The organism is Bartonella sp. MR90HLJMH (assembly GCF_042194115.1).
Taxonomy (GTDB): domain Bacteria; phylum Pseudomonadota; class Alphaproteobacteria; order Rhizobiales; family Rhizobiaceae; genus Bartonella; species Bartonella grahamii.
Genome location: NZ_JBHIMM010000003.1, coordinates 205,938 through 222,155, shown reverse-complemented (window position 1 = coordinate 222,155; position 16,218 = coordinate 205,938). Strand labels below are relative to the sequence as shown.

At 35.3% G+C, this 16,218-nt stretch carries 9 protein-coding genes and 1 pseudogene; 5 read left to right on the top strand and 5 right to left on the bottom strand.

The features are described from left to right. Positions 1–287: 287 nt before the first annotated feature. A pseudogene (locus ACFIJ9_RS03435) lies at positions 288–1,466 on the bottom strand (type ISP restriction/modification enzyme); the annotation flags it as partial. A 751-nt stretch (positions 1,467–2,217) separates the two neighbouring features. On the opposite strand from ACFIJ9_RS03435, the gene ACFIJ9_RS03430 reads away from it, so the two are divergent. Then, positions 2,218–3,573, top strand: coding sequence for an L-cystine transporter (locus tag ACFIJ9_RS03430; protein ID WP_012754788.1), 1,356 nt, complete (start codon positions 2,218–2,220; stop codon positions 3,571–3,573). Positions 3,574–3,580: 7 nt separating this feature from the next. On the opposite strand, the gene ACFIJ9_RS03425 is transcribed toward ACFIJ9_RS03430, so the two are convergent. After that, complete coding sequence (locus ACFIJ9_RS03425; RefSeq protein WP_375635795.1) at positions 3,581–4,459, bottom strand: methyltransferase; 879 nt, start codon at positions 4,457–4,459, stop codon at positions 3,581–3,583. Between the two features lie 197 nt (positions 4,460–4,656). Here ACFIJ9_RS03425 and ACFIJ9_RS03420 point away from each other — a divergent pair, with 197 nt between their 5' ends. Both ACFIJ9_RS03420 and grxC read left to right on the top strand, forming a co-directional pair. Then, positions 4,657–5,442: a ComF family protein gene (locus ACFIJ9_RS03420; RefSeq protein WP_012754790.1), complete on the top strand. Its 786-nt coding sequence runs from the start codon at positions 4,657–4,659 to the stop codon at positions 5,440–5,442. Between the two features lie 47 nt (positions 5,443–5,489). Then, on the top strand, positions 5,490–5,744 hold the full coding sequence (gene grxC, locus ACFIJ9_RS03415) for a glutaredoxin 3 (RefSeq protein WP_273787883.1): 255 nt from the start codon (positions 5,490–5,492) through the stop codon (positions 5,742–5,744). A gap of 20 nt (positions 5,745–5,764) precedes the next feature. On the opposite strand, the gene ubiG is transcribed toward grxC, so the two are convergent. Next, the gene (ubiG, locus tag ACFIJ9_RS03410; protein WP_375628238.1) at positions 5,765–6,508 is read right to left on the bottom strand and encodes a bifunctional 2-polyprenyl-6-hydroxyphenol methylase/3-demethylubiquinol 3-O-methyltransferase UbiG; all 744 of its coding nucleotides are present in this window, start codon (positions 6,506–6,508) and stop codon (positions 5,765–5,767) included. Positions 6,509–6,697: 189 nt separating this feature from the next. On the opposite strand from ubiG, the gene ACFIJ9_RS03405 reads away from it, so the two are divergent. Continuing rightward, a complete protein-coding gene (locus tag ACFIJ9_RS03405; RefSeq protein WP_012754793.1) occupies positions 6,698–7,954 on the top strand; it encodes an aspartate kinase in 1,257 nt (418 codons plus the stop codon). A 2,851-nt stretch (positions 7,955–10,805) separates the two neighbouring features. Here ACFIJ9_RS03405 and nhaA read toward each other — a convergent pair. Both nhaA and ACFIJ9_RS03395 read right to left on the bottom strand, forming a co-directional pair. Then, positions 10,806–12,164 (bottom strand): Na+/H+ antiporter NhaA, encoded by a 1,359-nt coding sequence (gene nhaA, locus ACFIJ9_RS03400; RefSeq protein ID WP_375635794.1) that lies wholly within the window; start codon positions 12,162–12,164, stop codon positions 10,806–10,808. Positions 12,165–12,310: 146 nt separating this feature from the next. Further along, entirely contained in the window at positions 12,311–14,017 is a 1,707-nt protein-coding gene (locus ACFIJ9_RS03395; protein WP_375635793.1) for a hypothetical protein, read from the bottom strand. Positions 14,018–14,381: 364 nt separating this feature from the next. Between ACFIJ9_RS03395 and ACFIJ9_RS03390 the strand changes: the two genes are divergently transcribed. Continuing rightward, positions 14,382–16,154 (top strand): SLC13 family permease, encoded by a 1,773-nt coding sequence (locus ACFIJ9_RS03390; protein WP_375635792.1) that lies wholly within the window; start codon positions 14,382–14,384, stop codon positions 16,152–16,154. The last annotated feature ends 64 nt before the right edge of the window (positions 16,155–16,218 follow it).

The window sequence follows — 16,218 nt, the reverse complement described above, 5'->3', positions numbered from 1 at the left end:
CCTTCAAAATCTATAAGTAAAATGAATACATAAAGCTCTTTTTCAACAGAGTTTTTCAAAACAATAAAGCTATCATTTTAGATTACGATATAATCTTTTAAAAGCAATCCAAATAACAGTGTTTAAAAGTGCAAAGCTTCTTTTTTAGAATAACGCATGATAAGCTATCCTTTTAAGATTGTAGGTAATAAACTTAATAAGATGATTAAAGTTATAGACTGCCGTTTTAAAGCAATACACAAGAGACCTTTATGAGGTGTGTTAACCTCATAAGTCTATTCGGTTTCTCACACTTCTAATTTTGGTAGTTTCTTAATAATTTTCATTGTTTCTAAATTTATAGTATGATCCTTTGAAACAACTCTAATGGATAAGCAGGGTTACTAATGGTTCCAAGAGCATAGCGATTGGCATCATTAACAATGCCACTCTTTTTATCTGTCTTTACACATTGACGCTCCATAACCCATTCAAGAGTGGGGTTGCCATTAACGATATACTCATAAGCTTCAAGAAGGATGTCTGTCATGATGATATTGCTGTTGTAAATAAAGTAGATTTATCCTTTTCCTTACTATTTTTAATTTTTGCGAATTTCATTTCTGTCACGTAATAAAACTTTTCGGGATTAGAGATGTCAGTCAGTTTTGGATTACCCTTTTTTAAAGGTCACAAGATAAGGCTCCACACTTTCATAATTCATGTGCAAGTGATCAAATTCACACTCTGTTGTCACAATATCCAGAAATCTTCAGCGCTTTTTACACAAGGGATACGAGGCAATTCTTTGCATAAATTTTTCATAAATTATGAGCATAGCGAGTACGGTAATCTTTTGAATGCAATAATCCGTAAGCGTAATAGAATAGATCATCTTTAGTTATGGTCTCACTAGGATAAGCAGCTTAAAATCCGCTAATCCTTTATCAGTGATGGCATCACGCCTCTGTAAACCAGATGTTTTTCTTTCCTTTATTGAATTTGTAAACAAATGGGATTGTTTCTCATCATGATCAGTTATAGAAGATTCAACATTTTTATAAAGATACCGTGGAAAGCATTGGCCTGTATCTATTGCATCTAGATTAGGTAAATTCTTAGCTATCAACACAGAAAAACCGCTTCGTGCTCCTATGCTTGTAATTTCTATGACTCTATTTTCTACTGCTTGCCCCATAGGGAATACATGTGGTATCTGATAAACTCCGTCATTGAAGATACGATTATAATAAAGCCATAGTCGTGTAAAAGAACGATACGAACTTTGCATGAGGCATGTCTTTTCAAATTCAAAAACCCTTCCTCTTATTAGTTCTTGCTTAACATTATAACTACAACTTTATATCTAAAGTGATAAAATTATCTACGGCACGTACACGTGTTGTTCGATCAGCATATAGATATGTATCGTTAAAACGTTTTACTGCGCTATTATAAAAAGCAATCATATTATTTATATTTTCTGCCCAAGCTCCGTCCTCCAATGTTGCGACAGCTCTTGCATTAAGACGTTTCATAAGAGGTATTTCTACTCATAAGAGGTATTTCTACACCTTTCTTATACATTTTTTATCCACACGCCAGCTCTGCTTGTGACGTGCAAGAAAATGATTTTGATTGATTCAAGATAAACAGGTTTGAAATGAGAGAATCTTACGTTATTCGGGACTCTCATTTAATATGCAAAATAGTAAATTATTTATTATAAATCAATGTATTGTCGTTCAATAGGCATTGTGGCTTTTAAAGTCTTTTTTATGACTATAAAAAAAATTCGAAAAATAAAAAAGCGTTCATTGAAAGCAAAGAAAGAATCTATGAAAGGTATTTTCTAGAAAAATCATGAATGTTCGATTGTTAATTCATCCTTTCTTGAAAAGCTCGCTTCAGTTCAAATAGCAAAAGAGAGAGGTAAGGATATTGATAGGATAAGATATGCTGGAATTGTTCGGTATTAAGATGCAATGAATGTTGTTTATATTTCTCTTTTTTAACTATTTTATGAGAGCATAAATTTAAAGAATAGGAACATAATTTTATTTATTTTCTTTAAACAGTTATTAGTAGATAAAAAATTCTCTTTTAATCTATAAATTAAAAAAATAATGATTTTGTAAAAGCCTGGTAAGCTTTATGTTAATTTTAAATATCATGCATTGATTTTGAATTATGCAGATTATTGACGTCAATCATAACAATAGTAAGTGAGCATAGACAATGACATTTAATTTTTTCGTCAATTTATTTCTATTTGTTATTTTTTTATTGTTTGTTTCTCAAAGTAAGAGAATGCAATGGAGTCTTTCACTACGTGTTATGCTAGGGCTTATCCTTGGCTTGATTTTTGGAAGTGTTTTGCAGTTTATTTATGGAGAGGGTGAAAGCACTTTATTGAAATCCGTTGAATGGTTTAACATTGTTGGTGAGGGCTATATCTTATTGTTGCAAATGATTGTTATGCCACTGGTTTTTATCTCTATTGTTTCAGCAGTTGCTCATTTACATTCTGTTTATGCTGTTGGAAAGATGAGTATAATAACAATTTCAATATTGCTTTTTACAACGGCTCTTTCAGCATTGGTTGGTGTTCTTGTGATTAATTTTTTTGGATTAACAGCCGATGGTTTAGTGCATGAAGGGCAAAATGTTTCTGCTATTCTTGAAGGTCATATTTCTAAACTTGGAGATATGAATATACCAAAGATGATTTTGTCTATGATTCCTAAAAATCCATTTGCTGAGTTGAGTGGAGCTAAACGTACGTCAATTATCAGTGTTGTTATTTTTGCGTCATTTTTAGGTGCAGCGGTTCTTCTTTTAAAGAAAGATGAGCCAGAAAAAGGAGAAAAAGCGCTTTTATTTATTCAAGTGGGACAAGCTTGGATTATGCGGTTAGTCCGTATTGTGATTGCTTTGACGCCTTATGGTATTTTTGCACTTATGACGAAAGTAGGAGCAATATCGCGTATTGCAGATATTTTAAATTTACTGGTTTTTGTCATTGCCTCTTATGTCGGTATTATTTTAATTTTTGGAATTCATGGTGTATTGCTTGGTATTTCTGGGGTTAATCCCTTTCGTTTTTTCAAAAAGGTTTTACCTGTTTTAACATTTGCTTTTAGCAGTCGTTCAAGTGCTGCAAGTATTCCTTTGAATATTGAAGCGCAAACACAGTGGATAGGTGTACCACAACCCATTGCGAGTTTTGCAGCTTCTTTTGGGGCAACAATTGGACAAAATGGTTGTGCTGGTCTTTATCCAGCGATGCTTGCGACCATGATTGCACCATCTATGGGTATTAACCCTCTTGATCCTACTTGGATTGCTACGCTTATTGGGGTTGTGACATTGAGTTCTATTGGTGTTGCTGGTGTGGGGGGAGGCGCTATTTTCGCTGCATTGATTGTGTTACCAATTATGGGGCTTCCTGTTACTTTGGTTGCTGTACTTATCTCTATCGAACCGCTAATTGATATGGGACGGACCGCTCTAAACGTGAGCGATTCAATGATAGCTGGAACGATCACCAGTCAAATGTTACAGACAACAGATAAAAGTATTTTTAAAAAATGATTTTAGGTTATGTTTTTTGGGGTTGTAAAACATCTGTAAGAGATATTTGCGCTGAACCAGGTTGTAAGGGTTTTTGTTGATTGGGATGAGGAGCCCAACCAGAGAGCCAAATGAAAGAAAAATGTGCACGAATACGTCCATCAGGATCACTAAATCGTTGTGCATAGATTTCAGCTGCGCGGAGAAAAAAACGTTTGGATACAGGGCGTCGTGAACGATTGATGAGTGCATTTTGCATTCCCATAGCTTTAAGATCGTGCATAAGGTCAAACATTGTATTATAACGTATTGTGATATCTTCAACGTCTGCTACAGACAGGGCAAAGCCAACACGCTGTAAAAGAGCGCCTGCATCACGAATGTCGGCAAAAGGATAGATCCTAGGGCTTGCTCCACCATAAATTTCACTTTCAGCTTGCAGAAGGCTTTCGCGCAATTCTCTTAATGTACCAGCTCCTGCCATAACAGCAAGAAATAAGCCATCTGGTTTAAGGGTGTTTTTTATCTGGCTTAGAACACCAGGGGTATCATTGGTCAATTGTAATGAAAGAAGTGAAACAATAAGGTCACAGTAACTTTGAGGTAAATCAAGAAATTCCCGATGACGTAAATGAAATTTTTTATCATGGCTTTGATAAAGCGTATTGGTCTCAATACGTTCTATGGAACAAACTTTTCCAGATTTCATTAAAGCTTGCGCAGCAAGGTCTGTATGGCTGTGTAAATCGAGAGCTAATGTAAAGAGGCGATCAACAGTGCTAAGACGTTTATAGAGATCTTCTGCCATGTGAGAGAGTAAAAAGTCGTATCCTTTTTTTGCTTTTTGAAAGGCACGTTTTCGGAATTGTTCAATGCGGTTATGATCAAAAATTAAAGGATGCGACATATTGTGGAACACTTTCGATCTATGAAAGAATATATTTTGAAAAGGTTCATTATTTGTGCAAGCTCTGTCAAGTTTATAATATAAAAGAAAAATAAATTTATAGAAGGTAAGAATTTTTAAAGGAATTAAAATTATAAATTGAGGAAATACAAAGGAACTTTTGTTCTGAGGGAAACTTGTAAAAGCCTAAATTTATAATGTTGTATTTTCGAGAAGCGGCGTTAAGTAGTGGGGATATACTAAGTAAGTTCATTGAACGCTTGAAAACGGTGCTTTATCCACCAATTTGTCCTGGATGTAAGCAAAATGTTTCTACTTATGGCACGATTTGCTCCGAATGTTGGAAAGACCTTCAATTTATCACTAAACCTTATTGTCCTGTTATGGGGACTCCCTTTGTTTGTGATATGGGGGATGGTTTTCTCAGTGGTGAAGCGCTTCGTAATTCTCATCCTTTTTCACGTGTCCGTTCTGCTATTGTTCATAAAGGGCTTGCACGAGCTTTAGTAACGCGCTTAAAATATGGTGATCATATAGAATTGGCATCATTTATGGCCAACTGGATGATGTTTGCTGGACGCGAGGTTATTGATGATTGTGATGTTATTATTCCCATTCCATTGCATTTTCGTCGTTTTTGGGAGAGACGTTATAATCAATCTGCTGAGCTTGCGCGTTATATTGCAGCATCACAAAAAAAGCTTTTAAAACCGAGTTGGCTTGTTCGTTGTCGGCATACCCGTCCGCAGGTTAGTCTTTCTTCGAGAGAGAGAAAACTTAACGTAAAAAATGCTTTTAAGGTTTCGCATAAGGTTAAAAAATATCTCAAAGGATGTTCTGTTTTGCTGATTGATGATGTATTTACAACAGGTGCAACAGTTACAGCAGCAGCTGCTGCATTAAAATATGCAGGTGCGCGACAGGTCGATGTGCTAACATTTTCGCGTGTTCTCAAAGAAGATTCTATTTTTCCCTCCTCGTAAGAGGAATTTAAAGTGAATATTATTAAAAAATATTGGAGGATAATACTATGAAAGAGATAATAATTTATACACGCCCTAACTGCCCTTATTGCACAAAAGCACGTGATTTGCTTAATAAAAAAGGCGTAAAGTATACAGATATTGATGCTTCCACATCCCTTCGCCAAGAAATGGTACAGCGTGCAAATGGACGTAATACATTTCCACAAATTTTTATAGGTGATTATCACGTTGGCGGTTGTGATGATCTTTATGCTTTAGAGGCTGAGGGAAAGCTCAATTCTTTATTACAAGGCGTATAATATTTGTAAATTACATATCCTTAAGACCGTTTTGCGAGAAGGAGATAGTTAACGCTCATGTCTTTTGAGCGATTCCAGCTGTCGTTTAATGGGTTATAAGTAATCCCTATCTCATCAATGATAGTTAGGGCGTTTTTTGATAAGAAATTTTTAAGTTCTAGAGGTTTTAGGAATTTTTTATAATCATGTGTTCCTTTAGGAAGCCAACGTAGAATATATTCAGCGCCTACAATAGCAAGCCCCCATGATTTCCACGTGCGGTTGAGTGTTGAGACAAACATTAACCCTTGTGGTTTCAACATTTTTGCTGTAGCTGCTATGAAGAGATTAACATCAGCGACATGTTCAACAACTTCCATATTAAGGATGATATCAAATTTTTCTCCTTCATTGGCAAGAGCTTCTGCTGTCATCGTGCGGTAATCAATGGAAAGATCATTTTGAGCTGCATGGGTTTTTGCGACTTCAATATTTGTTTGTGCAGCATCAACGCCTACGACCATAGCGCCAAGACGTGCCATTGGTTCACATAACAAGCCTCCTCCACAGCCAATATCAAGAATTTTCAAATTATCAAAGGGCGTAAATGAACAAGGGTCACGATTAAACTCTAAACAGATTTTTTCTCTGATGTAAGCAAGGCGTGTTGGATTAAATTGGTGAAGAGGTCGAAATTTTCCTTGTGGATTCCACCATTCTGTAGCAATACGTGAAAAATGATCAATTTCACTTTGATCAATAGTTGTTTGTGTTTCATCTATCATGTTGCCTGCCTTTTATTTTTAATGATCAAGTCCAGTAGATTTTATACAAAGTCAAGAGAAATTAATATAATCATAATGAAACTTGCACAAATGATAGATATTCGCTATGTCGAGAAAATGGTTAGTTGATACAGCATCTAATTCTCATTACCGTTTGAGATAAAAGATGTAAAGGTAAGAGTGTTATTAATGGCGCGCATTGTCATGAAATTCGGTGGAACATCTGTAGCAAATATTGAATGTATTCATAATGTTGCACGGCATGTCAAAAGAGAGATTGATGCAGGCAATGAGGTTGCCGTTGTCGTATCTGCGATGGCTGGTAAAACCAATGAGCTTGTTCAGTGGACGTGTGATGCTTCCTCCAAGCATAGAGATGCTCGTGAATATGATGTTGTGGTTGCTTCTGGTGAACAGGTTACTTCAGGTTTGTTGGCTTTGACACTTCAAGAAATGGGTGTGAATGCACGTTCATGGCTTGGTTGGCAAATTCCTATTCATACAGACAATGCGCATGGACGTGCACGTATTACTGATATTGATGGATCTTTTTTAATCGAGTGTTTTCAGGAAGGTCAGGTTGCCGTTATTGCTGGTTTTCAAGGGTTAGCTCCAGATAACCGGATTTCTACCTTAGGGCGTGGGGGATCAGATACAAGTGCTGTTGCTATAGCCGCGGCTGTACAAGCTGATCGCTGTGATATTTATACGGATGTAGATGGTGTTTATACAACGGATCCACGTATAGAACCGAAAGCGCGTCGTTTACCAAAAGTAGCTTTTGAAGAAATGCTGGAAATGGCTTCTCTTGGTGCAAAGGTTTTACAGGTTCGTTCTGTTGAATTGGCAATGGTTCATAAGGTTCGTACCTTTGTGCGTTCAAGTTTTGAGGATCCTGATGCGTTAGGCATGGAGGATCCAATGAGTTCTTCTGGAACACTTATTTGCGATGAGGATGAAATCGTGGAACAACAAAATGTTACTGGTATTGCTTTTGCTAAGGATGAAGCGCAAATTTCCCTTCGTCGGCTTGCCGATCGTCCAGGGATTTCGGCAGCAATTTTTGGTCCCTTGGCTGAAGAGCGCATTAATGTTGATATGATTGTGCAAAATATTTCTGAAGATGGCTCAAAAACTGATATGACTTTTACTGTACCATCATCAGATGTAGAAAAAGCCGTTGCACTACTTGAGAAGAATCGCAAAGAAATTGGATTTGATGTTCTCCAATTTGAAAGTGATCTTGCCAAGGTATCTGTGATTGGTATTGGAATGCGTAGCCATGCAGGTGTTGCCGCTACAGCATTTAAGGCTTTGGCTGAAAAGGGTATTAACATTCAAGCAATTACGACCTCAGAAATTAAAATTTCTATTTTGATTGATAGTGCTTACACTGAACTTGCGGTTAGAACATTACATGCTGTTTATGCACTTGATAAGGGATGAGCATTTTTTAGTTTTAACAAAGTTTCAATAACATAAAGCTTTAATATATATTAATAATTTTTGTTAAGGACAATTTATATTTTTAACTTAAATAGAATATTTAATACAGCAAAACTCTCTCATTTTAAACTTGTTCATGATGAATTTAAAAATGGTTGCTTATACATGACAAGAGAAAGATGTTTAGGTAAAAAATGTTTAAGAAGGGATATAAAATATGCCGTCTATAAACGTTTTAAAGCCTATAGAGAGGGATAGTGAAGTCTTCACAATAAGCTTTAATAGAATAAGGAACAATGGCACTGCGTTTATTCAAAGGATGCATGTGACATGAGGGACAGCCTTGTGAATACAGATTTAATATTATAAATCTTAGAGAAATTTGAGCTCATTGGATTAGTGACGGAATTATCAAAAATAGAATCGAAGATGTATTTCCTAGAGATATTTAGCTTGTCTCAAATGGTTGTTTATAGCTTTATGTGTATCTTGTAAATTTATTTTTTTCCGTATTATGAGGCAATAAAAATATATCTCTATAGACAATATTTATGTTGCGCTATAAGTTGTAGAATTACTATATCTTATGCGTTTACGGCTTATAGCTCTTCAGAAGCACTTTTCATAAAATCATGTAACGATAGATCAAAATTAAATGATAATGTTATAGTGTGCTGCTTTCATGATTTCATTACTTAAATTTTTTCTCATGTCTATTTATCTTTTTTTGAATTATGACTAAGATTTTCAGAGTTTTCGATGCCTCTATATGTTCTTTAGGTTAACTTTCTTCCCTTAACTACTCTATTACAAGTATTTTCTTTGTCATACTGCCACTCACGCATGAAATACATTCTTTCGTTTGTGCCGTATATCGTGCTAGTTTCTTATCATATTTACATATTTTTCAAATGGTTGTTTTTGTAAGTAAAACTCTTCTTGTAAGAAATATAGCCATTTTTATTATTCTAATTTTGTTAAATATTTTTTCTCACAATTTGTTTTTATTCAGTATATGAATGTGAAACGTATTCTCTTGTTTTGTAATTACTTTTTAATAGCATAATGCATTCGAATGGGGATATCCATTTGAAGTGAATATAAGATATGTTATCAAAGTGCAGTAATTAATACACTTATTCCCAATAAAGATATTTTTATAAATATTATTTTACTCTTATTGTATTTAATGTGGCGTTGTATAATTCGAAAGTCTCGGAAATATTGTTTTTTAAATTATCTGTAAAGATTATTTTATGGTATCAAGAAATATAGAGCTAACTCTGTAAACAAAAAGAAAATAAATATCAACTAAGAGCGGGAAAAGGGGAGTGCAACGATATATATGCTTTATTTTTCCACTGATCGTATGTTTTAGAATAGTCTAAATGACTAGGGTTTTCTTTTTTCCCGAGAGTTAATTACGTAAACTAGAGCGCTCCCTATGGAAGAATGCTTCAAGTTTAATTCTTTCATGGAGGGAGACAAGTGATGTGTCTATGATAAAAAACGAGGATATTTTTTCTCTCCATTGTCAATCGAGTAGTGATTTTATGACGTTGTTATTCCCAATAAATCTTTTGTTTTTTGTTACCTGTATCAATATCTAATGTCAGCGCAGATGCACGTTTGATGATATATATATTGAGACGGATAAGGGGACTACGAGCAACTCCTGTTTTTGTATGCCAGATAGGAACAAGGGTGTTGCGTATACTTGTTGGGGGAACCTCTGAAATGGAGATAAAACCTAATTGGGGGAGAATATGAAGCCATAAAAGTGAAAACCAGTTTCCATTTTACAACTTCCTTTTAATTCTGCTTTACAACTTTCAAAGATATTGACAGAAATATCTTTGAAATAATGGATATTATATATTGATTCACGTTTTGTTTATTGCGTTATTTAAATCGTATATGCCTTTCACGTAAAACAAAACGCTATTATATTGCCAATTTACGCGCTTGTTTTAAATAAATATTTCTCCCCAAGCCCATTACGGCGCTTGTGGATGGCGTAACGTAAAATTTATTGGGGACCATCTCCTTTACTTAGATCAAAGGTGTCAGTTGGTCGTCATCATTTTATTTTTAGTTTTCGTGTTGAACAGCTCTTGTGTTGATATGAAGCATTCTTATTTCTTTCTTCAAATAATGTGACTCCATATTCCTCCTTGGCTGGTGACGTGTAAGGGAATAGTCTTGATTGATTGATCATGTACAGATTTGAAATGAGCAAATCTTACGATATTTGGAGTCCATTCAAGATTTATAATGATAAAGTATCATTATAAATCGAATATTTTTACCAAAAAATAATGTGCCTTTTAAGAAGATAAAAATTAAAGTTTTTTAGAATACCGGCAATAAAATCAGTAACGAGGAGGGTGGTTTATTGGGAAAAAATAAGCCATGGAATTACTTAACTGGTTACGGAATTTTGCTTATTCTTATCTGTTTTGTATAATTAAAGATAAGATATTGATTTATAATAATTAAATTCTTCTTTATAGTGAATAACTTCCCGACGAAAGGCAGCTTCTCTGAAACCACGAAGCCTTTTATATTGAAACAATTAAAATCATTCTTGTGTATATCACGATTGGAGTTAGTGTATGAATAAAAGATTATTGAAGAAAGGAATAAAAATATTTCTTATGAATCTTCTTAAGTGTCAAAGGTGTTGCGACATTAGAGACTAGTAAATAGTATGATGATATTAGTTTTCTCCTTCATAAGTGTAAAGATGAGGTGAGACAACGGATTTCACATTAAATATTGTCCGAATCCAACAAATGAGCAAAATCACTTTTTAAGAGTTTTGCATAAAAATGTATTTTCAGTTAGTTTGTTAGGAACTATGAGAAATTCCTTTATTGCGCTTAATATAAATAAATCCATATCCCAGACCGATAAGAGCAGATAAACCAGAGCCACAAAGGACCCCAATTTTTGCAGCATCAAGCAGAATAATATCTTTAAAAGCGAGCATTGAAACAAAGATAGACATTGTAAAGCCAATTCCTGCTAAAAAACCAATGAGTAAAACACCTGTCCATGTCATATGAGGGGGTAGGCGGCATAGCCCTGATTTTACGGCTATATAACTGGCTGTGATAATACCAAGAGGCTTACCAACGAAAAGACCAATGACAACACCCAAAACAATCAAGAATGATTTGTCAGAAGAAAGATCAAAGTTTGCAAAACTTACTCCTGCATTTGCGAAGGCAAAGACCGGCATGATACCGTATGCAACCCATGGATGCAACGCTTTTTGAACGCGTGTTACTGGAGCAATCATGGCCCGTTGTCCTTTGCGCATTTTTTTCAATGCGGTTGAAATATGATGCAGATCTGTTTTTGTATTTTTTTCTTGAAGAATTTGCATAGCGTTACTGAGCATGGTGAGTGGCGCCACAAGAGTACGGGTAGGAAGAACGGGAGTCATCATTCCTAAGATTACACCAGCAAGTGATGGGTGAACACCTGTTACCATTAAACCCCACCAGATGATTGCACCAGGTAAAATGTAAAGCCATGCTGATGCAAGTCCGATCCACTGAAAAAATAGCACCAAAGCAATACCTGCTCCTGCAATCATTAAACCGCTAGGATCAATGTTTGTTGAGTAGAAAAAAGCAATAATAAGAACAGCGATAATATCATCAATAATCGCTAATGATAGAAGAATAATATGAAGATTAGAAGGAATTTTTTTTCCAAGAAGAGCAAGAATACCTAGAGCAAAGGCAATATCTGTTGCTGTTGGCACAGCCCAACCGCGTATATGCCCCTCGTTAAAGTTGAAGATAAAGTAAATAATTGCGGGAACACAAACGCCTCCTATTGCGGCAACAATTGGTAAGATTGCTTGTCTAAAATCGGCAAGAGCACCTTCATGAATTTCGCGTCGAATTTCCATTCCTGCGACGAGAAAGAAAATAGTCATAAGAGCATCATTAACCCAGAAATGTAAATCCCATGAAAGAGTGAAATGACCCAAATTAAAGCCAAGAGGTGTATGCCAAAAAGATTCATAGAAAGCAGCATATTTAGAATTGGCAAAAATAAGTGCAGCAGCAGCAGCTAATAAAAGAACAATACCACTAAGAGCTTCAATATGGAGAAAACGCTCGATCGCAGAAAGCGCTTGATTGGTGACACGAGAAGCGCGATTAGGTAGGCGATTTGAAGATAAATCAGACATGAACAACTCCAAGCATCGACAATTTTAGATTCTATATTCTCTGTGTAAATGACTTTGTATGATACCTTCTGTATCATATAAAAGCAAAAAGAGGAATAAAGTTCTTAATTTATAGACAAAATCATCATATTTAAAGCACAAAATGTTTAAGGTGATGCTTCATTTTTAATAGTGAGATGTACTTTGTTTAAAGCCTTGGATAGATCATTTTGTAGAGCAGATTCGAGATCAACCATTGTGAGCGCTTTATTATCTTTTGCTTTAATTTTAACAATCAATGTTTGTGGATTTTTAGCAAATTCCCCTAAGGATTTTGAAATTTTTTCTGCTTCGTCATGATTTTTTAGAAGCATTTTTGGGGTCTGCGTCATCATTAGATAGAAATCGTCATAGAGCTCCTTTTTAAGATCATGTTGGTTGTCATTAAGATTTTGCGCAAGATAAGAAAAAAGCTTCTCAATGAAACCTGCATCCCTATATTGCACATCAATTTCATTGATGCCAAAGTCTTGAGAAGCAGCAATCATTACATTTTGCTGACCAGAAAAAAGCTTTTCATCAACATCAATAACCTTAGCTGATATGTTCCCAGATCCAACGTCTCTCATATTGAAAGACATTGCATCAAGAAGGAGCATACGTTTTTTTTCATCGTAAGAAATATCAATTTTTCCTGAAATGTCAAAGCGCTCAAAGTTCAGATTTTTGAAGAACTCTAAGTCTTTTTCATTCATTTTTTTAGGTAAAACAGAAAGGTTATTGAGAGAAAGAAAAAGCTTTTTGGGGATAGGTTGTTTCCACAAGGTTGGTTTAAATTGGAGTGATTCGAGTGTTGCTTTCAACTGCGGTATATCAACGGTGATATTATCAATTTTGGCATCCGCTGAGGTAATGGCGAGCAGTATGTTTAGAAGAAGACCATTTTGTGCTATTTTTTCAGCGATTTTATTATTCTCTTTTCTTGCATTAAGATAAGCTTTGATCAATTTTTCAGGAGTTTGTTCAAGCGGCTTCATTTTTAAACCAGATGTTTTAAACTGTCCGAGGAAGAAAGAACTGCTTTTTTCCGCTTCTTCTAAAACATCGACACTTACATTATTCAGAGAAATGGGGCCAGTGACGGTTTTACCTTGGTTGAGAGCATTGTTTTTTCCAAAAATGATAGAATAGGCATAGTTGATGTCGATATCATGGGCCTTTATTGTATCACTTTTAGCCATAAGCTGCATCTGTTTGGCACCATTTACTGCAACTGTTTTAAGATCCATATTTTTAATACTAACTGAACGGATATGGCCATTTTTAAAATCAGAAAGCTGGAAATTCTTGACTTCAACCGTTTCTATTCGGTTGTTTTTATTTTCTATAGAAAGTTGTATATTGGGAGCAATAATTGAGGAAAGCTCAATACGCATCATTGATTGTAAAAGCCGTGATGTTATCGTTCTATCTTTTTCTTTTAAGGATACACTCCGAAGAGAAATTTGGGGAATTTGCACATGAATATTATTATGCTTTAAATCAACATTATAAAATGTAAAAGTTCCGGGAATAAAGGAAAGGGGAGGACGGGCAGAAATGGCACCAATTCTAAGTGATGTACCAGCTGGAACAGGTAATGTCACATTCTTCAAATTGACTCTACCTAGAATGCTTACTTCAGATGTTCGGGCTTTTATGCCACGACGGGCTATTTCTTGTTTTACAAAACTGTCAAGATAGGGTTTTGCGATATAAAATCCACCAACAATTATAATTGCCAAAATAGCAACAAATCCAATAATGCAAGTGAGCCAATATCTGAGGTTACTTTGATACCCACTATTAAGATTGAGCATTCTTTCTTCTTTCATTTTTATCACTCTTTGAATTGAGAGTGAAGATAAATTCTTTTAAGCAACGACAAAGGTTTAAATATAGCGTGTATCAGTTTCAACAATTATCTACTCTCTATATTAGAGTTATTCTCATCTTTTTTGCAATAGAGCTTTATCAACTTTTATCAATTTTCTTTGAGTTTAGCTCTTTATAGAAAAGAACGCATAATAACGCATAATAAGGAGAGGTAAGTTTATGCGCATCATAATTTTTTATCATTTTAAAATTATCCTAAAATATTCCGATGTCTGTTTTTATCTTGCTGCTGTTTATAGGAATATTTAAAACATAAAAAATATGTTTTTGTGCATTATAATTTAATGGGGAGAGGTGAGTGTTATGACAGAAAATCAAATAATGGCTTTTTCGATCATTGGTCTCATGATGGTTGTTTTTATTTGGGATCGATTTCGTTATGATCTTGTTGCTATTTGTACGTTATTAATAGCTTGTGCTCTTGGTCTTGTCAGTCCGAAGGAAGCTTTTAGCGGTTTTAGTAATGATATTGTTATTATCGTGGGGAGTGTGTTTGTTGTCAGTACGGCCGTATCGCGTTCTGGTATAATGGAATTTATTATTCAACGGATATGGACAGACGTGAAATCTGTGCGTCTTCAATTAGCCTTTTTAGTTCTTTCTGTTGTTGTATTATCAATGTTTGTTAAAAATATTGGTGCTTTGGCTATTATGCTTCCGATAGCTTTTCAGTTTGCACGTCGTTCTCAGGTTTCTCCTTCTGTCTTTTTGATGCCCATGGCCTTTGGTTCTTTGTTGGGGGGGCTTATGACACAGATAGGAACATCTCCCAATGTTGTTATTTCAGCGATGCAAGAACGTTTAGCAGGAACACCTTTTACTATGTTTGATTTTACACCAGTTGGTGCGGTTATTGCGGCGGCTGGTGTTGTATATTTAGTCTTTTTTTATTGGCTTTTGCCTGTACGTGTGCGTTCAGGTGTATCATTTGATGATGCCATTGATATTCGTAATTATGTTGCAGAAGTGCGTATTCCAATAAATTCACCGATTATAGGGAAAAATATTGTTGATTTGGTTAAGCCATCAAGTGGTGACGTTATGGTGATTCAAATCATCAGAAACAAAGTATCTATTTCACCGTTACCAGATTTTGTTTTGTCTGAAAATGATATTATTTTGCTGGAAGGGTCGCATACAGGGTTAGATAGCGTGATGAACTCTGCTCGTTTAGAGTTTTCTAAGGGGCGAACTATTGCTGCAGGTGATAAGGACAGTGACATCGATATTATTGAAGCAGTCATCACCCATAATTCACCTCTTATTGGTATTAGTGCGAAAGAGTTTTCCCTATTTGATCACTATAATGTAAATTTGCTTGCATTAAGTCGTCAACATGAAAGGGTGCGGGGAAGACTTGATGATATTATTTTCCATCTTGGCGATGTGATTGTTTTGCAAGGACAGGATGCAGTTATTCCAAATTTATTAAGAGAATTGAAATGCCTGCCCCTAGCAAAACGAAATATTGTGTTTGGAAATTTACGACATGGTTTCATCTCTTTAGCTGTTTTATTTATAGCAATTATTTTTACAGCTTTTCATATTGTTCCCGTTGCGTTTTCTTTTTTTTCTGCTGCTGCTGCAATGGTTATCTTTCGCGTTTTGCCCGCGCGTGATCTGTATCAGGCATTAGATGGCCAAATATTAGTACTATTAGCGGCTCTTATTCCAGTAAGTGAAGCGTTAGAGAAAACAGGATGTACGGATCTCATTGGTCAATGGCTGAGCCAATTGGCAATATTTTTCCCGCCATCTGGTGCCTTAGCACTTATGTTGGTGACAGCTATGTTGGTCACGCCATTTTTGAATAATGCAGCAACAGTGATGATGGTAGCACCAATTGCGTCAAGTTTTGCTCATTCCCTACATTATAAGCCTGAAGCTTTTTTGATGGCTGTTGCAATTGGTGCGGGCTGTGAGTTTCTTACACCTATTGGACATCAAAGTAATATGCTCGTGATGGCACCAGGAGGATATCGTTTTAGTGATTATCCACGTTTGGGTGCTCCATTGGCGGTGTTGATCGTTATTATTGCTGTTCCAATGCTTATGTGGGTTTGGCCCTTACAATAGGATATTTTTAGAAAATTTAAGGATCAATTACAAAAGGTTGTTAATCGTATGAAGATAAGTTGAA